General features: G+C 48.3%; 22 protein-coding genes. 10 read left to right on the top strand and 12 right to left on the bottom strand.

The features are described from left to right. Nucleotides 1-1,335 (bottom strand): hemolysin family protein, encoded by a 1,335-nt coding sequence (locus OWN49_RS04450; RefSeq protein ID WP_017417354.1) that lies wholly within the window; start codon nucleotides 1,333-1,335, stop codon nucleotides 1-3. A gap of 61 nt (nucleotides 1,336-1,396) precedes the next feature. Further along, nucleotides 1,397-1,822, bottom strand: a complete 426-nt coding sequence (locus OWN49_RS04445; RefSeq protein WP_014304704.1) for a MerR family transcriptional regulator — start codon at nucleotides 1,820-1,822, stop codon at nucleotides 1,397-1,399. Nucleotides 1,823-2,001: 179 nt separating this feature from the next. Between OWN49_RS04445 and OWN49_RS04440 the strand changes: the two genes are divergently transcribed. The 3 genes from OWN49_RS04440 (at nucleotide 2,002) to OWN49_RS04430 (ending at nucleotide 6,081) form a co-directional block, all read left to right on the top strand. Next, nucleotides 2,002-3,186, top strand: coding sequence for a pyridoxal phosphate-dependent aminotransferase (locus OWN49_RS04440; protein WP_015417125.1), 1,185 nt, complete (start codon nucleotides 2,002-2,004; stop codon nucleotides 3,184-3,186). A gap of 32 nt (nucleotides 3,187-3,218) precedes the next feature. Next, nucleotides 3,219-4,463, top strand: coding sequence for a beta-ketoacyl synthase N-terminal-like domain-containing protein (locus OWN49_RS04435; protein ID WP_070081567.1), 1,245 nt, complete (start codon nucleotides 3,219-3,221; stop codon nucleotides 4,461-4,463). Between the two features lie 229 nt (nucleotides 4,464-4,692). After that, entirely contained in the window at nucleotides 4,693-6,081 is a 1,389-nt protein-coding gene (locus OWN49_RS04430; RefSeq protein WP_003155303.1) for a hemolysin family protein, read from the top strand. Between the two features lie 13 nt (nucleotides 6,082-6,094). Here OWN49_RS04430 and crcB read toward each other — a convergent pair whose 3' ends face one another. Genes crcB through OWN49_RS04415 form a run of 3 tightly spaced genes read right to left on the bottom strand, consistent with a single transcriptional unit; the run spans nucleotide 6,095 to nucleotide 7,564 of the window. Next, nucleotides 6,095-6,454 (bottom strand): fluoride efflux transporter CrcB, encoded by a 360-nt coding sequence (gene crcB / locus OWN49_RS04425; protein ID WP_077721998.1) that lies wholly within the window; start codon nucleotides 6,452-6,454, stop codon nucleotides 6,095-6,097. Continuing rightward, nucleotides 6,451-6,846: a fluoride efflux transporter FluC gene (locus tag OWN49_RS04420; RefSeq protein WP_077721999.1), complete on the bottom strand. Its 396-nt coding sequence runs from the start codon at nucleotides 6,844-6,846 to the stop codon at nucleotides 6,451-6,453. The genes crcB and OWN49_RS04420 overlap by 4 nt, the downstream gene beginning before the upstream one ends. Nucleotide 6,847: 1 nt before the next feature. Beyond that, nucleotides 6,848-7,564 (bottom strand): glycerophosphodiester phosphodiesterase, encoded by a 717-nt coding sequence (locus OWN49_RS04415; protein ID WP_077722000.1) that lies wholly within the window; start codon nucleotides 7,562-7,564, stop codon nucleotides 6,848-6,850. A 169-nt stretch (nucleotides 7,565-7,733) separates the two neighbouring features. Here OWN49_RS04415 and OWN49_RS04410 point away from each other — a divergent pair, with 169 nt between their 5' ends. From OWN49_RS04410 to OWN49_RS04400, 3 genes are all read left to right on the top strand, one after another. Continuing rightward, a complete protein-coding gene (locus OWN49_RS04410) occupies nucleotides 7,734-7,838 on the top strand; it encodes a YhdX family protein (RefSeq protein WP_003155299.1) in 105 nt (34 codons plus the stop codon). A 162-nt stretch (nucleotides 7,839-8,000) separates the two neighbouring features. Further along, the gene (locus tag OWN49_RS04405) at nucleotides 8,001-9,116 is read left to right on the top strand and encodes a mechanosensitive ion channel family protein (protein WP_003155296.1); all 1,116 of its coding nucleotides are present in this window, start codon (nucleotides 8,001-8,003) and stop codon (nucleotides 9,114-9,116) included. Between the two features lie 24 nt (nucleotides 9,117-9,140). Further along, nucleotides 9,141-9,911, top strand: a complete 771-nt coding sequence (locus tag OWN49_RS04400; protein ID WP_217904172.1) for an NAD-dependent protein deacylase — start codon at nucleotides 9,141-9,143, stop codon at nucleotides 9,909-9,911. Nucleotides 9,912-9,944: 33 nt separating this feature from the next. Here the strand turns inward: OWN49_RS04400 and OWN49_RS04395 are convergent, their stop codons facing one another. Continuing rightward, nucleotides 9,945-10,793 (bottom strand): polysaccharide deacetylase family protein, encoded by an 849-nt coding sequence (locus OWN49_RS04395; RefSeq protein ID WP_077722002.1) that lies wholly within the window; start codon nucleotides 10,791-10,793, stop codon nucleotides 9,945-9,947. 256 nt (nucleotides 10,794-11,049) lie between these two features. Here OWN49_RS04395 and dat point away from each other — a divergent pair, with 256 nt between their 5' ends. Continuing rightward, nucleotides 11,050-11,901, top strand: a complete 852-nt coding sequence (gene dat / locus OWN49_RS04390) for a D-amino-acid transaminase (RefSeq protein ID WP_077722003.1) — start codon at nucleotides 11,050-11,052, stop codon at nucleotides 11,899-11,901. Between the two features lie 42 nt (nucleotides 11,902-11,943). Here dat and OWN49_RS04385 read toward each other — a convergent pair whose 3' ends face one another. Further along, on the bottom strand, nucleotides 11,944-12,528 hold the full coding sequence (locus tag OWN49_RS04385) for a TetR/AcrR family transcriptional regulator (RefSeq protein ID WP_015388489.1): 585 nt from the start codon (nucleotides 12,526-12,528) through the stop codon (nucleotides 11,944-11,946). 108 nt (nucleotides 12,529-12,636) lie between these two features. Here OWN49_RS04385 and OWN49_RS04380 point away from each other — a divergent pair, with 108 nt between their 5' ends. Beyond that, nucleotides 12,637-13,188 carry a hypothetical protein gene (locus OWN49_RS04380; RefSeq protein WP_060657740.1) on the top strand — a complete coding sequence of 184 codons (552 nt, stop codon included), beginning with the start codon at nucleotides 12,637-12,639 and terminating at the stop codon, nucleotides 13,186-13,188. A gap of 39 nt (nucleotides 13,189-13,227) precedes the next feature. Here the strand turns inward: OWN49_RS04380 and OWN49_RS04375 are convergent, their stop codons facing one another. Next, the gene (locus tag OWN49_RS04375; protein WP_003155289.1) at nucleotides 13,228-13,728 is read right to left on the bottom strand and encodes a universal stress protein; all 501 of its coding nucleotides are present in this window, start codon (nucleotides 13,726-13,728) and stop codon (nucleotides 13,228-13,230) included. Nucleotides 13,729-14,149: 421 nt separating this feature from the next. Between OWN49_RS04375 and OWN49_RS04370 the strand changes: the two genes are divergently transcribed. Together OWN49_RS04370 and OWN49_RS04365 are read left to right on the top strand one after the other, a co-directional pair. After that, the gene (locus tag OWN49_RS04370; protein WP_176283220.1) at nucleotides 14,150-15,907 is read left to right on the top strand and encodes an ABC transporter ATP-binding protein; all 1,758 of its coding nucleotides are present in this window, start codon (nucleotides 14,150-14,152) and stop codon (nucleotides 15,905-15,907) included. Further along, on the top strand, nucleotides 15,904-17,925 hold the full coding sequence (locus OWN49_RS04365) for an ABC transporter ATP-binding protein (protein ID WP_176283221.1): 2,022 nt from the start codon (nucleotides 15,904-15,906) through the stop codon (nucleotides 17,923-17,925). Before OWN49_RS04370 ends, OWN49_RS04365 begins: the two co-directional genes overlap by 4 nt. A gap of 40 nt (nucleotides 17,926-17,965) precedes the next feature. Here OWN49_RS04365 and OWN49_RS04360 read toward each other — a convergent pair whose 3' ends face one another. From OWN49_RS04360 to OWN49_RS04345, 4 genes are all read right to left on the bottom strand, one after another. Next, on the bottom strand, nucleotides 17,966-18,586 hold the full coding sequence (locus OWN49_RS04360) for an NAD(P)-dependent oxidoreductase (RefSeq protein WP_003155285.1): 621 nt from the start codon (nucleotides 18,584-18,586) through the stop codon (nucleotides 17,966-17,968). Nucleotides 18,587-18,614: 28 nt separating this feature from the next. After that, entirely contained in the window at nucleotides 18,615-18,740 is a 126-nt protein-coding gene (locus tag OWN49_RS04355; RefSeq protein WP_003155283.1) for a hypothetical protein, read from the bottom strand. Nucleotides 18,741-18,841: 101 nt separating this feature from the next. Beyond that, the gene (locus OWN49_RS04350; protein WP_003155280.1) at nucleotides 18,842-19,048 is read right to left on the bottom strand and encodes an alpha/beta-type small acid-soluble spore protein; all 207 of its coding nucleotides are present in this window, start codon (nucleotides 19,046-19,048) and stop codon (nucleotides 18,842-18,844) included. Between the two features lie 224 nt (nucleotides 19,049-19,272). Beyond that, entirely contained in the window at nucleotides 19,273-19,488 is a 216-nt protein-coding gene (locus tag OWN49_RS04345; RefSeq protein ID WP_012117190.1) for a YheE family protein, read from the bottom strand. Nucleotides 19,489-19,493: the final 5 nt, after the last annotated feature.

Below are 19,493 nucleotides of genomic sequence, written 5' to 3'. Positions count from 1 at the left end.
TTATGCTTCTTTTTGTTCGGCGGTTTCCAGCAGTTCATCAAACGCCAGTTTTTTCACTTCGATATATGCGACGTGGTGGCCGTCAATTTCATTAATGATAAATTCGCAGCCTTCTTCGATAATCGAGTCGTATTGTTCGACGTCGTATTTCTGGGTAAGGAACCAGCCGCCGATGGTGTCGACCTCGTCATTTTCTAAATGGATGCCGAGGAGTTCGTTCACTTGATCAATCAGGACCTTGCCGTCAAGCATGTAATGGCCGTCGCCGAGTTTGCGGATTTCATTGATTTCATCGATATCAAATTCATCACGGATTTCTCCGACGATTTCTTCAATAATGTCTTCAACGGTGACAAGCCCCGCGGTTCCGCCGTATTCATCCGACAGAATCGCCATATGAACCCGTTCCTTCTGCATTTTTACAAGCAGATCATGAATCGGTGCCGACTCAATCACATGGATGATCGGATTGACAAAATCCGTAATCGGCGAGTCGACTGATACTTCGCCGCTGATGCAGGCGGTCAGCACTTCTTTAATGTTAATAACGCCGATAATATTATCTTTGTCACCCTCTTCGACAGGGTACCGGGTATATTTTTCAATCTGAATGATATCCATCATTTCAGAAATTTTAATATCATGCGGCAGACTGACGATTTCCGTACGCGGAATCATGATTTCTTTTGCAAGTCTGTCGTCAAATTCAAAGATTTTGTTCACATATTTAAATTCAGACTGGTTGATTTCACCGCTTTTATAGCTTTCCGATAAAATGATGCGCAGCTCTTCTTCAGAGTGGGCAAGCTCATTTTCAGACACCGTCTCCAGACCGAACATCTTCGTTAAAAGACGGGCGGAGTTGTTCAGAAGCCAGATAAACGGGAACATGATGCGGTAAAACCAAATGAGCGGTTTCGAAAACAGCATTGAAACGGCTTCCGCTTTCTGGATGGCGACTGTTTTCGGCGCCAATTCTCCCACGACCACGTGTAAGAATGTAATGATCGCGTAGGCGAGAATAAATGAAATAATATGCGATAATGAGCTTGGTACGTTTATCTTTGTGAAAAGCGGATGAAGCAAGCGTTCAATCGTTGATTCGCCTAAGACACCAAGACCGATGGAAGTCAATGTTATGCCGAGCTGGCACGCCGATAAATACTCATCTAAATGCGTGGTCACTTTTTTGACACCGATTGCGGCTTTATTTCCTTCTGCTATAAGCTGGTCAACCCGTGAGCCTCTGATTCTGATTATCGCAAACTCAGATGCTACGAAAAATGCCGTCAGCGCGATTAAAACCGCGACTAAAATCAAATTCACAATGTCCAATTAGAACCTTCACTTCTTTTGGGAAGATGAAGGTAACACCTCCTGTTAGTAAGATAATGGTTTAACTTAACAGCAGCATAAATGATTGAAGCACTGCAAGCTTTTCAGGAGCCAGCCTTTTTTTCAGCTGGGCGCGCTCCTCTGGTTCAAGCTTTTCAAACCGATTCAAGATCCCGGAGATGTTTTGATTCATGTGATCAATTTCCGATGCCAGATTTCCAACATCGTCAGGCAGGGCTGAAGAGGGAAACTGGTTCTCCAGTCGATCTTTTATATCAGACAGGGCCAATCGCTGCTTTTTACAAGCGACTATAAACTTTAACCGATTAAGTGCAAGTGTATCGTAGTAACGATAGTTCGAACAAGACCTGTCAGGCTTTAAAAGCCCGAGGTTTGTGTAGTAATCCACCGTGCGTTTCGTTACACCGGCAAGCTCTGCTAATTCACTGATGCGATAAGTCTCAGCCCCATCTAAATCCCTCCCCAACCATCACGTTATAGTTATGAGAATAGTTTAATATATGAAGGGGAGTTTGCACAAGTTTATTGTTTTCCGTCTTTCTCCTGAAACGGGGCGGCAGGCTGTCTGAAAAAGCGTTGACTGCGCCATGTAAATCTTTCATAATCATTGTAAATAGAAACGGCAGAAAAAGACAGAAGGGACAGATGACAGTGGCCGGTTTATCAAGGGAAGTGACACAGAATCTGGAGAAAGGTTCATGGATACGCAAACTATTTGATGAAGGCGCTCGGCTGAAAAAAGAGTTCGGCGCCGATAAGGTGTTTGACTTTTCGATAGGAAATCCGGTTGCGGAGCCGCCTGAAACATTTAAAAAGGCGCTATGCGAAGCGGCTGAAACAGGACGGCACGGATACATACAAAACCAAGGGCTTCCGGAGGCGAGAGAAAAGGTTGCCCGCTTTTTGTCAGAGCGGTTTCAGACAGAAATTTCCGCCAGGCATACAGTTATGACGGTCGGAGCCGGCGGGGCGCTGAATGTCGCGCTGAAGAGCATTTTAAACCCGGAGGAAGAAGTCATCCTTCTTTCGCCTTATTTTGCGGAATATAAAGCGTATGTTGAAAATTACCGCGGCAGACCCGTCATCTGCCCGCTGACTGACTCATTTGAGATTGATATTGAAGCGGTTAAAGGTGCGATCACCCCCCGTACGAAAGGACTGATCGTTAATACGCCGCATAATCCGACGGGGACTGTGCTCAGCCAGAAAAACCTTAACGAATTGGGCGCCTTATTAAAAGAAGCCGAAGAGCGGAACGGCCAAAGCATATTTATTTTATTTGATGAACCGTACAGCCAGCTGATCTACGGAGAAGAGCAGGCGAATCCGTTTCAGGCGTATCACCGCGTGATTTTAGTCAGTTCGTTCAGTAAAGATCTCGGCATTGCGGGGGAAAGGCTCGGGTATATCGCGGCGGACGCCCAAATGCCTGAGGGCGATCTTCTGACGGATGCATTCGTTTTCTGCAACCGGACGCTCGGCTTTGTGAACGCTCCGGTCATGATGCAGCGCGCCGTGGCGAAAATGGATGATCTTTCGATTGACGCTGAACCTTACAGAAAGCGGAGAGACCTTATGGTGGACATCCTCACAGAAGCCGGCTTCGAATTTGAAATGCCGAAAGGAGGCTTTTTCGTCTTTCCGAAATCACCGATTGAAGACGAAGTGGCGTTCTGCATGCATGCCGCACAGAAATACAAACTATTGATCGTACCTGGCAGCGGATTTGGAAAAAGCGGCTATTTCCGATTATCTTTCAGCGTGCCTTCGGAACAGATCAGACAGTCGCGCGATATTTTCAAAGCACTGTATCAAGATTTTTCTTCATAGCTTCCAATACATAAAGATGGGAGAACGGACACATGTCGAGGAGAAATAATGGCACGTCAGACATCAGCATTACAGGAATCGGAGTCTTAACCGCGGTCGGACAAGGCAAGGAGGCGTTTCTCGCTGCGCTCATGGAGGGGCGGCACGCCTTTGATGTGATGAAACGCCCCGGCCGGCAGAAAGGCAGTTCGTTTATCGGCGCGGAGCTTAGCGAATTAACGCCGCCGGACGCGCTGTCGAAGCGCTTGTACCGAAGGGCCGCATTATCAGGAAAGACGGCGCTTATCGCTTTATATGAAGCGTGGCATGACGCTCAATTAGACGGCGCTGATCACAGCCGCACCGGTCTGATCATCGGCGGGTCGAATATGACGCAGCGCGAATTGCTGCAGGCCTTTGAGAAAAACGGTGAAACGCCGCAATTTGTAAATCCGACATACGGGCTTTCTTTTATGGATAGTGATTTGTCGGGGCTTTGCACGGAGCAATTCGGGATAAAAGGGCCGGCCTTTACGGTCGGCGGCGCGTCGGCAAGCGGCCAGGCAGCGGTTATCCAGGCTGCTCAAGGAATCATAGGAGGCCTGTTTGACCGGTGCATCGTGATCGGGGCGCTGGCCGATCTGTCGTACATGGAGTGTCACGCTCTCCGTTCTTTGGGAGCGATGGGCACTGATACATACGCTGAACGGCCTGAAGCCGCCTGCCGCCCGTTTGACCGGCATACGGACGGGTTTATATTCGGAGAGGCGTGCGGGGCGATTGTGCTGGAACGCGCTGAATCTGCCGAAGAGAGGGGCGCACGATCGTGGGCCGGCTTAAAGGGCTGGGGGATGGCTTCCGATGCCAACCGCAACCCGAATCCTTCAGCAGAGGGCGAAATGACGGTGATCCGCCAGGCGCTGGAGCGGGCCGGTCTTTCAGCGAAAGAGATTGATTACATCAACCCGCACGGCACTGGTTCGCCGATCGGAGATAAGACTGAATGCCGGGCGCTTTCTGAAAGCGGCCTGTCGCACGCGCGGATTAATGCGACAAAATCGATTACCGGACACGGTCTGAGTGCGGCCGGAACGGTGGAAATCATTGCTGTTCTCTTGCAAATGCGGGAAAACAAGCTTCATCCGATCCGAAACTTAACGGAGCCGATTGACGATTCATTTCAGTGGGTGACCGACGGGCCGAGCGCCCATACCGTACACCATGCGTTAAGCTTAAGCATGGGATTCGGGGGGATTAATACGGCGCTTTGTTTAGAAAATCATTTCCGAAGCAGATAACGGCAGCCTTCTTTTTGAAGGCTGTTTTTATATGATGAAAAATCTGAAAATGATGAAAGAATGGAGTTGTGATACAATAAACTATACAAATGACAATCATGCTTTGACTTAGGAGGTGGCAGGATGGGGCCCTCTGTGTAGTCAATCACCCATTTCGTTCCTCTCGCTTAAGAAAAAACGATGAAATCAGGAGGTGACGTCCTTATCCTTCAATTCGGGATAAGGTGAAATGGACGATATTGACAGTTTGATTTTAATCGGTGTGCTCATTGCGTTAACGGCGTTTTTCGTGGCGAGTGAATTTGCGATCGTCAGAGTGAGGAGATCCAGAATCGATCAGCTCATCTCAGAAGGGAACAGACGGGCGGTGCTCGCAAAGCGTATCATTACGGATCTTGATGAGTATTTATCCGCCTCGCAGCTTGGCATTACACTCACATCCATCGGGCTCGGCGTACTGGGAGAGCCTGCATTTGAGCGGATGCTTCATCCTGTGTTTCAGGGCATGGGGCTGCCGGATTCAGCCGAGCATGTGATTGCTTTTGCTGCGGCGTACGGGCTGATTACGTTTTTACATGTCGTCGTCGGTGAGCTTGCGCCTAAAACGGTTGCGATTCAAAAAGCGGAAAAGCTGACGTTATGGATTGCCGGACCGCTTCGGTTATTTTACGTGTTCATGTTCCCGTTTATTTGGGTGCTGAACGGCTCCGCGAGAATTCTGACCGGTTTGGCCGGATTAAAGCCGGCATCTGAGCATGAAGGCTCCCACTCTGAAGAAGAGCTGCGGATCCTGCTGTCAGAAAGTTTAAAAAACGGAGAAATCAATCCGTCTGAATATACATTTGTGAATAAAATTTTTGATTTTGATAATCGGATCGCCAAGGAAATCATGATCCCGAGAAAAGAAATCGCGGCTGTTTCCACTGATATGGACGTGCCGGAAATGCTTGATATGATGCTGAAAGACAAATATACGCGCTGGCCCGTAACGGACGGGGACAAAGACAGTGTCATCGGCATGATCAATACGAAGCATCTCTTTTCAGATCTGCTGTTTATGACAGAAGATGAAAAAGCGGAAGTATCCATCATGTCTTACGTCCGCCCGGTGATTGAAGTCATCGAGACGATCCCGATACACGACCTGCTGATAAAAATGCAGAGAGAACGGATTCATTTGGCGATATTGTCTGATGAATACGGCGGAACGTCCGGTCTTGTGACGACCGAAGACATACTTGAAGAAATCGTCGGCGATATCAGAGACGAATTTGATGAGGACGAACAGCCGCAGATTCAAAAGCTGTCCGAACGCCATTATGTGCTGGACGGAAAGGTTCGGATCGATCAGGTGAATCATCTTCTCGGCGCAGAGATTGAAGAGGAAGTCGATACGATCGGCGGTCTTGTGCTGAAACGGAATATTGACATTTGTGCGGGTGAGTCGATACAAATCGGGGGATACACTGCCCTCATATTAGAAATGGACGGCCGGTTTATTAAACAGCTTGAACTCAAAGAAGAACAGGGCCGCCCGGGCGGTCAGGGGACAATAAACCGCCCGCTGCCCGTGCCTGAAACGGTCATGCTTCATAACGCAACCTTGAGCGAAAAATAAGCTCAAGGTTTTTTTAAATGGTTATCATAACAAAGCCGCACCAGAACGCCAAAAGGCTTCCGGCTGCTGAAACAGCGATGTAGAGCAGACTTTCCTTTATGCGGTTGTTCATCATCAGCTGCACGGCTTCAATACTGAATGTGGAAAAGGTCGTAAACGCACCGAAAAAGCCCGTCGCGATGATGATGCCGGCAGAAGGATTATCCAGACCCAATCCGGTGAATATGCCGAGGCCGAAGGAGCCGAGCAGGTTGACCGCAGCCATTCCAAGCGGAATCGGAAAACCTTTTGTTCTTTCTGAAATTGTTTTACCCAGCAGAGACCGTAATACCGCTCCGATACCCGCCGCGATAAGCATCAGGACAATCGTCATGGCGTATCATGCCCCCTTCCCGCTGCGTGAAGGGCAATCCGCCGTCCCCAAAAAATGCCGGCGTATGCAAGGGCAAGACCAGCGAATAAAGTCGCGGCAGCATAACAAAAAGCCGCTGCGGGAGACGATTGCAGCAGAAAAACGGTTTCTTTTGCGAAGGTTGACATCGTCGTGAAACCTCCGCAAAAACCGGTTCCTAAAAAGGCGGTAAAAAGAGGGCGTTTAGCCCGAATGATGAAATAACCCGTAATAAGACCGAGTAAAAGGCTTCCCGCCGCGTTTTCGAGGAAAGTGGCACCCGGGAAAGATCCGCTGTGAATGTGCGCGCTCATTTCAAAGCGGAGCAATGCGCCAAGCGCGCCTCCGATAAAAATTGCGATGTATTGTTTCATATCAGCCATCCTTAGAAATAATATCCGGAAAATCAGTTACAATGCCGTCAACTGCCATCATTTGCAGCTTTTCGGCCGTCTTGTGATTTCTGACCGTCCAGGCAAATACTTTCAGGCCGTGTTTGTGAGCGGTGGAAATCAAGAACCGATTCAGGCGGGTATATTTAATATTGACATAATTTGCGGCTGATTTGTAAGCGGCCAGCTGGCTTTTGGAAAACATCCCGAAGCTGGGTCTTGCGATAATTGCAGTCGGAACGGACGGATACATGTCGTGAAAGGTCTGAATCGATTTGAGACTGAATGATTGAACGATAGGGTGGATGGAAAAGGTAAACCTGCTTAACAGCTGGCCGACTGCTTTTTCAAGACCGACTTGAGAAATGTGCCCTTTCAGTTCAATTAAAAAACCGATTTCAGAATGATAACGCTTCAGAACCTCTTCGAGCAGGGGAATCCGCTCCCCTTTAAACTCAGCCCCATACCAGCTGCCGGCGTCCAGAGACTGCAGCTTCTTCAGCGTAAAATCTTTTACAAAACCGGAGCCGTCCGTCGTCCGGTCGACTTTGTCATCATGGATGACGACAATCTGGCCGTCTTTTGTGAGCTGGACGTCAAGCTCAATGAAATCAGCGTTCATTTCGGCAGCGATATCAAATGCCGCAAATGTATTTTCGGGCGCGTAACCGGATGCGCCGCGATGAGCGATGGTATACAAGCTTGTCAGCTCCCCTCATGGGCATTTCTGTTATTATATCAGATTCGTATATGCACAGCGATTCAAACTGGTGAATGTGCAAAACAGTATTTTTTTGGAATAAAGATAGTGCTTTTTTCGGTTTACAATCCGCAGTGATGTTTTATAATGGCAAAAAGGAGGCGAGATCATGGGAAAAGGGAGATTGAAAGTGGAAGAAAGAATTAAGGCCGAAACCGATGCTGAAATCCAAAAAGCGACTCTCCTGAAACAGACACAATCAAAGAAGAAATAGTGCCTGACCCTGTTGTATCTGGCTGAAAGATGAACGAATGTGTGAAAACCCCGGCTGTGCTCTGATGCCGGGGTTTTTCAGGCTGCCTAAAGACATTAAAACAGGCTGATGTCCGAATGTTTTAGTATAATAGATTTTCGACAAGACAAAGGAGCATATGCCATGATGACACAATTTCAGAGCTTTTTTACTCTTGACCATATTTTGCAGATCAGTATCAGCATCGGAATTTTAGCGGCTTTTCTCGTTTTGAGAAAACTGTTTGTCAAATACTTTTTTCAGCTCATTTACAAATTGGCGAACAAGCCGAAAACCGACATATTCAAACAGATTGCCGTAGCGTTTGACAAGCCGGCCAGATGGTTTTTCGTGGCGCTGGGTCTGTTTTTGGCGATTGAGTATTCGCCGTTTTTAGACGGACAGATGGATATTGTCAAAAAAATGTACCGCTCTTTGATCATAGCGCTGATCGCCTGGGGGCTTTGCAACCTGACATCGGCGTCTTCGTTTTTATTTCATAAAGTCAATCAGCGCTTTGAGCTGGATATGGATGACATTTTGGCGCCGTTTTTATCCAAGGTGCTGCGCTTTGTCATTCTCGCGCTCAGCGTCAGTGTGATCGCGCAGGAATTCAATTATGATGTAAACGGGTTCGTGGCCGGACTCGGACTTGGCGGCTTGGCCTTCGCGCTTGCGGCTAAAGATACGATCAGCAATTTTTTCGGCGGCATTATCATCATTACGGAAAAGCCGTTTACGATCGGCGACTGGGTCGAGACGTCATCTGTGACGGGGGGCGTTGAAGATATCACATTCCGAAGCACAAGGTTCCGGACGGCGCAGGGGGCGCTTGTTACCGTACCCAATTCAACGCTGTCCATGGAAGCCATCACAAACTGGACGAGGATGACGAAGCGCCAGGTCACGTTTTCCGTTCGTGTTTCTTATGCGACGCCGATTGATCGTTTAGAGCGGTGTATCACAAGGCTCAGAGAAATGCTTCGTGAACATGAAGGCGTGCATGATGATACGATTATGGTTAACTTTGACGTGTTTGCGGACAGCTATTACAATCTGTTTTTCAACTTTTACACAAAGACCATCGTCTGGGCGGAAAGCCTGGACGTGCGGCAGGATATCAACCGCCGGATTATTGATATTTTTGCTGAGGAAGGCGTGGAGTTCGCCTATCCGGGCCAGAATGTATTCGTAAAACAGAAGAGCCACGATGATCCGGTTCATGTGAAGGATCATTCCGGAGAAAAAGAACGGGCATAACAGGCGCCGTTCTTTTTTCATGATATGATAAAAAGAAAAGGCGGTGGAAGAGTGGAAGCGTTTATAACATTGATCAATCAGGCTGAACGTATCCTGGTGCTGACGGGAGCGGGAATGAGCACGGAATCCGGCATTCCCGATTTTCGTTCGGCGGGCGGTATATGGACCGAAGACACCTCCAGAATGGAAGCGATGAGCAGGGAATACTTTGAACGCCGTCCGCGTGAATTCTGGCCTAAATTCAAACAGCTCTTTCAGATGAAAATGAGCGGAAGCTATGAGCCGAATGCCGGCCATACGTATTTGGCGGATCTTGAAAAGCGGGGAAAGCAGGTAGACATTTTCACGCAGAATATTGACGGGCTGCATAAGAAAGCGGGAAGCAGTAGTGTCTATGAGCTTCACGGTTCAATTCAGACCGCCGCATGCCCCCGCTGCGGAGCGCGCTACGGGCTTTCTCATCTGCTGAAGGACGAAGTGCCGGAATGTACGGCCGAAATCGGTGATCATGCGGTATGCGGCACCGTATTAAAAACGGATGTCGTGCTGTTCGGCGATCTCGTTCAGCATTTTGAAACCCTTTATGAAAAGCTTGATAAAGCCGATCTTCTTCTTGTGATCGGCACTTCGCTTGAAGTGGCGCCGGCAAGGTTTGTCCCTGAGGATGCGGGCCGGATTCCCGGTTTGAAGCAGGTGATCATTAACCTTGAGCCGACATATTGCGACCATTTATTTGATCTTGTCATCCATGAGAAGATCGGTGAATTTGCAAAACGGATCAGCGCTTCGACATAAAAAAAGCCGGATCATATACAGATCCGGCTTTTTTTATTCATGGACGGGAATCATTTGATCCGTCAGAACTTCAAAGGAGTAGCCCTGGGCTTTCAGTTTTTGAATCAGGCTCGGTAAAGCGTGCACCGTCGCAGGCAGATCATGCATTAAAATGACATGCGGCCTGCTCGTATGAACGCTTTCCAAATATGCGAGCTGATTCAATACTTCCGGCACGTACCGTGCGTTTTTGTACTTCCAGTCTTCACTGTCTATCGTCCAGTCCCAGTACACGAATCCGCCTTTTTCGAGATTCTTAATCTGGGCATCCGTCAATGACGGTTTACTGCCGTAAGGCGTGCGGACAAGATCCGTTTTTACTCCAGTGATTGCCTCGAGCGTATCGCGTCCCTGCTGCATTTCGTTCAGCGGCGATGTCGGTGTTTGATAAAACAGGTGATTATCGTGCGTCACGCCGTGCAGGCCGAGCGCGATTCCTTCCTGCTTCGCTCTTTGCACGGAATGCTTATAGGCTTTCATCCGCGGTTCAAGCATAAAAAAAGTGGCCTTTGCGCCATTTGCCTTCAATACATTCAACAGCTGTTCAGTATATGGAGACGGCCCGTCGTCGAAGGTTAAATATACCGTTTTTTTCCCTGGGTCACGCTCTTTCTGCAAATGTTTCATTAAGACGTCGGGAGAATCATTTTTCAGCCGCAGGCTTTCTGCTTCATCCCGAAGCTGCCCGTTTGCGGTCACGGTGACCTGTTTGTTTTTTGCGGCGGAAGCGGAATATCCCATTATGACGATTACCAGAAGCAGTCCGCACAAAACTGCTAAACTCGTAAGTTTAAAAGCTAATGAAAACAGAGAAGGGGAAGCACCTTCTTTTGTGTTGCGCATAACAATCTCTCCAGTAGCATAAGTTTCTGCATAATGCCGATAACAGCGGAGGCTTGCGAAGTGCCATAAGTTAACAGCATATGTATGTCGAATCAAGTATACAGGAACAAAACTGGAAAAGACATAGAAAAGATGTCGAATAATAAGATTTTAAGAAAAAAATAAACTCCGCAGCCGGCTCGTTCAGTATGATAGAATAGTTGACAATAACAGCTGAGAATGCACATCACGGCAGATAACGATTAGGAGGGTTTACATGAAGACATTAGTAAACGGCCAGTTGATTGATCGTGAAGAAGCGGCAGTTGATATTGAGGACCGCGGATATCAATTCGGTGACGGTGTGTATGAGGTCATCAGAGTGTATAACGGCGCCTTATTCGGTCTGCGTGAGCATATCGTCCGTCTTTTCAGAAGCGCCGCAGAAATCGGCATCACCCTGCCGTTCTCCGCAGAGGACATAGAATGGGATCTGCAAAAGCTCGTACAGGAAAACAAACTCATTGACGGCGGGGTCTATATACAGACGACGAGAGGGAAGGCGCCGCGGAAGCACCAGTATGACGAAGGTTTGGAGCCGCAGACGACGGCATACACCTTTTCAGTGAAAAAACCGGAAAATGAACAAAAAGCCGGAGCGCAGGCCATCACGGCGGAAGACAAACGCTGGCTGAGGTGTGACATTAAGAGTCTGAATTTACTGTATAATGTGATGGTAAAACAAAAAGCCTATGAAGCAGGCGCTTATGAAGCGGTGCTGATAAGGGACGGGGCGGTCACGGAAGGAACCTCATCCAATGTATACGCCGTCATAAACGGCACCGTCCGGACGCATCCTGCAAATGAGCTGATTTTAAACGGCATTACGCGGATGAAACTGTTAGAGCTGATGAAAGAAAACGGGATTGAGGTGCGGGAGAAGGCTCTTACCGAAGACGAACTCAGAGATGCGGATGAAATTTTCATCTCGTCAACGACGTCTGAATTAATCCCGATCGTAACCCTTGACGGAAAACCGGTCGGAAGCGGCGCGCCGGGACCTGTAGCCAAAACGATTCAGGAGGCATTTCAGTCGCACATTCAGCAGGAGCTCGGCGTTCAGTCATAAGCTGAAAAAAAGGCCGGAACACATCCGGCCTTTTTGCTTCAGTCAGATAAAAAGAGATTCGATATGCTGAACGAGCACACGGGAGATCTTCTCTTTTGAAAGACGATCAGGTTCAAGCATGGCATGCAGCGCCAATCCGTCGGCGATAGCGTACATTTTCTCCGCTTCGGTTTCTTTATCAAGATTTGGTTTCAGAAGCTTATTTTCATCCAGCCAGTCAATCAGGCCGCGGATATATGCCAAGATCCCGTCCTGCTGGGGTTGAAACTCTTCTCCCTTATGTCTGGCATAAGCTGTGAAAGCGAACCATACCTCCATTTCAGCCATCGTTTCTTCATCTGTCGGGATAATTTCAAGCATCAGACGCACCGCTTTTTCTTTCGGCGGCAGATCTTTCATGGCAACTTCGTTAATTCTGGCGGCCGCTTTTTCTTTTACGAGTGTCATCGCATACCCTAAAAGCTCATCCTGGGTGGTGAAATAGTGCCTCAGCGCGCCTAAAGAAAGACCCGCTTCTTGGGCGATGTTTCTCACTGTCGCTCCTTCCATTCCCCGCTCCAAAATCGTCCGCCAAGTGGCTTCGGCTATTTGTTTTCTTCTTTTTTCATGATCGATTATTTTAGGCATGGTTCCAGTGTAACAGGAAATATTTTTTCTTGCAATTTTGTAATACAGTTGTATTAAATAAAAAGCAGTGATACAATGCATTTTAGAAAACGATAAGGGGGAACCGGATTGAACGCGATTGCTTGGTTGATTGTCATTTGTGAGGCTGCTTTTTGGGCGGCTGTCATCTTCGGATTGGCGGCGCGCTATATATTCAGGCGGCAAAAGCTCGGAATGTTTTTTTTCGCTCTCATTCCTATATTGGATGCTGTACTGTTTCTGGCGGCCGCAGCTGATTTATACAGAGGGGCGGCGGCGACTATGGCGCATGCAGTGGCGGCCGTTTATATCGGAGTGTCTGTCGCCTTCGGAAAAAGCATGATTCAATGGGCGGATGAGCGGTTCCGCTATTATGTGGTAAAGGAAGGGGCAAAACCGGTCAAGCGGTACGGACTGGATTATGCCAAACATTATGCAAAAGGATGGGGAAGACATGTATTAGCATTTGTCATCGGCGGCGTTCTTTTAGCCGGAACGGTATTTCTCATTCAGGACGCTTCCCGCACCGAAGCGCTCAGCGGACTGTTAAAGGGCTGGTCTGTCGTATTGTGCATCGATTTTTTGATCATGGCGAGTTTTTTTGTGATGCCGAAAAAAAGAAAAAACAGCCGGGAGCTGTAAAAAAAAGCAGCTTTTGATTAAGCTGCTTTACAGAAAGAATTATTTTACGATCAGCACGGGAATATCGGATTTCGATGACAGTTTTTCACTGACGCTTCCGAATAAAAGTTTTTTCAGCCTGTTCTGGTCCCGGCTCCCCATGACGATCAAATCCGCCGATATACGGTCGGCATGCTCGATAATGGCATCAGCGGGATCACCTTCTAAAATGTCGATATCCCCGTCAATCTGGCTGTCGTTCATCAGCATTCTCGCTTCCGCAACGATTTCTTCCGTACGGTCTTCATAAATCATCGGATCAGGGGAGATTCTTTCCGCCTGGAGCGGGTCAGGAACGCTTGCAATCCCGCCGCCGATATACGTTGCCCCGGCTCCCGGCCTCGGGGGATCAACAATCGTCTGGGTATCTTTTGCATTGTGGGAATGTACGACCGTTAAATCTGCGTGAAACGTTTTTGAAAGGTCTATGGCTTTTTGAAGCGCTTTTTTACTATCATCACTTCCGTCAAAAGCTGCTATCAACCGGTCTGCGTGAAACATCAGCCTCATCCTTTCAGTAAAAAAGGTTTGTTTTACAATACCCGTGCAGCAGAAATGTAAAACCTGCATTGACAGAAAAAGGATTTGTTTATATGATGAAGGAACAATATAGGGAAAAAGGAGGTATGGATCATGTCAAAACTAAAGCTTGTCAACTCATCTTCAGCTGAATACCGGCGTGACTCCCATACAGCTTCCGTTTTCTGAACATTTGCTTAAAAACGGGGCAGTCGCGTATAAACGGCGGGTCTGTACCTTATTTATAATAATAAGAGGCATGGAGCTGAGGCTTCATGTCTTTTTTTATACAAAAAAATGAAAGAAAGACAGGTGTGATGCATGTGGCGGCATTAGCGAAAACAATGAAAAACAATCCGGAAAAGCTTGAGGGCGGCTGATTGATGAAAGGGGATGACGGTATTTGTTTACTGTATTAAAAAAGCTCGCGTGGTTTTTTAAAGCCTATTGGCTGCGCTATACGACAGCGATTGTTCTGTTATTAATTGTGAATGTCATTGAGATGTTTCCGCCTAAACTTCTCGGTAACGCGATAGACGATATGAAGGCGGGCGTGTTTACGAAAAGCGGGATGCTGTTTTACATATGTGTTTTTCTCGCATTAACGGCAGCCGTCTATTTACTGTCTTATTTTTGGATGTATCAGCTTTTCGGCGGGGCGAATGTCATGGAGAAGATTCTCCGATCAAAACTGATGGGAAGGCTTCTTCAAATGTCACCGCCGTTTTACGAGAAATACAGAACGGGCGATTTAATGGCGCGGGGGACAAATGACCTGCAGGCCGTCAGTATGACGACGGGCTTCGGGGTCTTAACGCTCGTTGATTCGACGATGTATATGCTGACGATATTTTTGACAATGGGGCTTCTCATCAGCTGGAAGCTGACATTTGCCGCGATTATTCCGCTGCCGATAATGGCGGCTGCGGTCAGCCTGTACGGAAAAAAGATCCATGAGCGGTTTACGGAAGCGCAGGATGCTTTCGGATCATTAAATGACAAGGTGCTGGAGTCGGTAGCCGGCGTCCGGGTCATCCGGGCTTTCGTACAGGAAAAAAATGATGTCAGCCGGTTCGGTGATATGACGGCGGATGTATATGAGAAAAATATGAAGGTGGCGTTTATCGATTCACTTTTTGAACCGACTGTGAAACTTCTCGTCGGCCTCAGCTATCTCATCGGTCTCGGCTACGGCGCTTATCTCGTTTTTCAAAACCGGCTGACGCTGGGAGAGCTGGTATCGTTTAACGTGTACCTTGGAATGATGATCTGGCCGATGTTTGCGATCGGAGAATTAATCAATATCATGCAGCGCGGCAATGCCTCCTTGGATCGTGTCAATGAGACGCTTTCCTATGAGCCTGACGTGATCGGGCCCAAGCGCCCCGCCGGCATCAAGGAGCCCGGGCGTCTTGTTTTTGAACAAGTGACTTTCACGTATCCGAGCGGAGCGGGACCGGCGGTTTCCGATGTATCTTTTTCCGTAGAAAAAGGGCAGACACTCGGCATTGTCGGGAAGACGGGAAGCGGAAAGACGACGATCATTAAGCAGCTGTTGCGTGAATATCCGCCCGGGGCGGGAGCAATCACGTTTACAGGCGTTCCGATTCAGGAGATCCCGCTTGAGGAGCTCCGCGGGTGGATCGGCTATGTGCCGCAGGATCATATTTTATTTTCTAAGACTGTAAAGGAGAATCTGCTTTACGGACGGCAGGATGCAAACGAAGAGGAAATCGGCGGCGCGCTGAAAGATGCGCATTTTGAAAACGATATCGGCATGCTTTCCGACGGGCTTGAGACGCTTGTCGGCGAGAAGGGCGTAGCGCTCTCGGGCGGACAAAAGCAGCGCATTTCAATTGCGAGAGCGCTTTTGACCGATCCTGACATTCTCATATTAGATGATTCGCTTTCTGCCGTAGACGCGAAAACGGAAGCCGCCATCATTGACAGCATCCGTAAAAAACGGCGGCATAAAACAACGATTATCACCACCCACCGGCTCTCGGCAGTTGAACACGCAGATCTCATTCTCGTCATGGATGAAGGCCGGGTGTCTGAAAGAGGCACGCACCGGGAGCTATTGGAGCAGAACGGCTGGTATCGAAAACAATATGAGAGGCAGCAGCTGTCCTCTCTTGAAGAAGGGGGGACGGGCGCATGAAGACCGGGAGAAGATTATGGAATTACGCGCTTCAATATAAGAAGCTGCTGATATGGGCGGTCGTCCTGCTCATTATTGCGGTCGGCACTGAGCTGACCGGCCCGTTTATCGGAAAAAAAATGATTGACGACCACATTCTCGGCATTGAAAAAACATGGGTTAAAGCCTCTGCGGACGATCCGGGCGCCGTCAGGTTCCGGGGGCATGATTATGTCAGGGAGGACCGGCTCAAACCGGAGGCGGATAAAACCGGAGAGGCGCACATTTATCAAGTCGGTGCGGGCTACTATTTTGTTGACCGTCCCGTCAGTTTTGACGGAAACCGTTCGGTGGCTGACGGCCGGCTGACAATATCAAACGGTAAAGAAAGCAGGTCATATCCCGCCATTACGTTATCAAGACAGGAGATTTTTGAATTTTACCGTCCGGAAATAAAAGGATTGCTGACGTTGACCGCCATTTACGCGGGACTGCTCATGTTTTCCGTATGTTTTCATTACGGTCAGCATTATCTGCTGCAGATGGGAGCGAACCGGATCATACAGCGCATGAGGCAGGATGTATTTTCACACATTCAGAAAATGCCGATCCGCTACTTTGATAATCTGCCTGCCGGAAAAGTCGTGGCCCGTATTACGAATGACACAGAAGCGGTCAGGGATTTATATGTAACGGTGCTGTCGACATTTATCACAAGCGGCGTTTATATGCTCGGCATTTTTACGGCGCTGTTTATGCTTGACGTCAGGCTGGCCGCCGTTTGTCTTCTGATTATTCCGATTTTAATGATCTGGTCGGTTGTGTACCGCAAATACGCATCCGTCTTCAACCAAAAAATCCGTTCCATTAACAGTGACATCAATGCGAAAATGAACGAGTCCATTCAAGGAATGCCGATTATTCAGGCGTTCCGCCGCGAGAAGGAAACGATGAAGGAATTTGAAGAATTGAATGAAGCTCATTTCCGCTACAAAAACAAAATGCTGTCCTTAAATTCCCTCATGTCCCACAGTCTTGTCAATGTGTTGCGCAATCTGGCGTTTGTCGGGCTGATCTGGTATTTCGGAGGCGCGAGTCTGAGTGCGGCCGGAATTGTTTCGATCGGTGTTTTATATGCATTTGTTGATTATTTAAACCGTTTGTTCCAGCCGGTTACGGGAATTGTCAACCAATTTTCGAAGCTTGAATTGGCCCGTGTCTCTGCCGCCAGAGTATTCGAGCTTTTACAGGAGGAGGAAACGGAAGAAGAAGGCGCTCCCGCAGACAGAAAGGCGGAAGGGACAGTGGAATTCCGCGATGTTTCTTTTGGATATCGAAAGGGAGAAGAGGTGCTGAAACACATCAGCTTTACAGCTGAAAAAGGGGAGACGGTCGCCCTCGTCGGCCATACGGGGTCCGGCAAAAGCTCCATCCTGAATCTTCTGTTCCGTTTTTATGATGCCCAAAAAGGGGATATCCTGCTGGACGATAAAAGCATATACAGCATGTCAAGACAGGAGCTGAGATCCCATATGGGGATCGTGCTTCAAGATCCGTATCTTTTCTCTGGAACGATCGGCTCCAATGTGACCCTCGATGATCAGCGTATTTCTTTGGAGCAGGCGGAAGAAGCGCTTCGCCAAGTCGGCGCCGCAAGTCTTCTGCAATCTTTGCCGAAGGGCATCAGAGAGCCCGTCACTGAAAAAGGCGGCACACTGTCCTCAGGCCAGCGTCAGCTGATTTCTTTTGCAAGAGCGCTTGTGTTCGATCCGGCCATTTTAATTTTGGATGAGGCGACGGCGCACATTGACACCGAAACAGAAGCAGTCATTCAAAAAGCGCTGCAAGTCGTTCAAGAAGGGCGCACGACATTTATTATCGCCCATCGGCTTTCCACGATCAGACACGCAGACCAGATTCTCGTGCTGGAAAAGGGCCGCATCATTGAAAAGGGAAGCCATGACGAATTAATGGCGCAAAAGGGGCAGTACCATCAAATGTATGAATTGCAGAAAGGATCGGCGAAGTCCGCGGTGTAATCGGAAAGGGTGAATCTAAAGAGATTCGCCCTTTTTTCATTCAGTAAGCCAGTCCTACCCGTTTTCTGACAAACTGCGGGCTGATCAGCTCGCGGTACAGAAAATGCGCAGTGTCTCCGACTGTGATTTCGGCGCCGTCTTCAGGAAGGCGATCCTGTTCGAACCGGTAAACTCCGGCAGCGTCTCCGTCAGGAAGGTAGGTAGGGCAGATGATCGTCCAGTCAAGATCCTCTGCCAGCAGCATCTCGTATACGCGGGCGTGTTCCTTTGCGGCTCTTGTTGATTTTCGTTTTGATTCTGCCGATTCAAAACGGTATTGATCAGGCATAAGCCGTGATTGAAGGATACCCGCGGTGCCGATCGTAATCAGACGCTGAACATGATGCCGTTTCATGCCGTCTATTATATGGGTCATAGCGGCTGAAAGGGTATCGTCACCGTCCGTGCCGAGACAGCTCACGACTGTGTCCGCTTTGGAAATCAATCGGCTTACATCTTCCCGCCGCCTCGCATTCCCTGTTATGATCTGTTTTTCAGGAATGGGAAGGACTGTTCCGGCTGATCTGACAAGAGCGAAGATCTCCATGTGTCCATGTTTCTGCGCTTCTTTTATAAAAGCCTGTCCGACTCTTCCCGTTGCTCCGAGTAAAGCGATGTTCATGTAAAAAACCTCCTCGCCGCTCATTATATCATTCAAAGCAGCGGGGAAAAGAATGCCTGTGAATAAACGGGAAATGGTGGGCAACATATTCATTGACCAAAGAAACACTTACGAACTGAAACAGCTCCCAATTGACTGAGGCAATGAATGACATGTTTTCCCTCCTTTTTTCCTAGGGTATGTGAAATAGGAAAAAAGGGTGACGGCATAAAAGAAGACGCGGTATCCCGCGCCTTCTGTAAGCCATTTATTGAGTTATTGTACGCCTTGGCCGCCCATGTTCTGCTGTGCGAAAGATACTAAACGTTTCGTGATTTCTCCTCCGACAGAACCGTTTGCACGAGAAGTTGTTTCTCCGCCAAGGTTTACGCCGAACTCAGAAGCAATTTCGTATTTCATTTGGTCGATTGCTTGAGCAGCGCCGGGTACTAATAGTTGGTTTGAAGAGTTGTTGTTTGCCATTTGTATGATCTCCTTTATTAAGTAGTATGGTTGGGTTTGCTGGAATTGCACCAGCCGATGATTTTCGGAATGAAAACCATTGCCAGCTCGGCTTCACCCAATGCTGTTTGCCGCTTTGTACTACGTATTATGGTGAATCAAACGGCATCTCATTCGGAAAACCGGGTGGTAAATAGCGGAAGGGAAAAGAAAAGCCCAGCCTGATGCGGCTGAGCTTTTAGCTTTCAGTCATATATGTGATAAAGCATTAATTCATGCAGCTCTTTTACGAGAGCCGGCTCTTCTTTTCCCGGATGTGTGTGTCCCCATTCAATGTCACCGGACTTATGGTAAATCCCTTCGTAATGCGTACCCTGCCAGTAAAATGAAATCCGCCATCCGGGCAGTTTCTCTTTTTTGAATAACGGTTTCCAGCTGAAGTGCGAAATCATGACGTTCACGCTCC

The sequence above is a fragment of the Bacillus sp. NEAU-242-2 genome, assembly GCF_027853835.1.
In the GTDB taxonomy this organism is placed as follows: Bacteria; Bacillota; Bacilli; order Bacillales; family Bacillaceae; genus Bacillus; species Bacillus velezensis.
The sequence above is the reverse complement of the archived record's forward strand: the minus strand, read 5'-3'. Positions and strand labels throughout refer to the sequence as shown.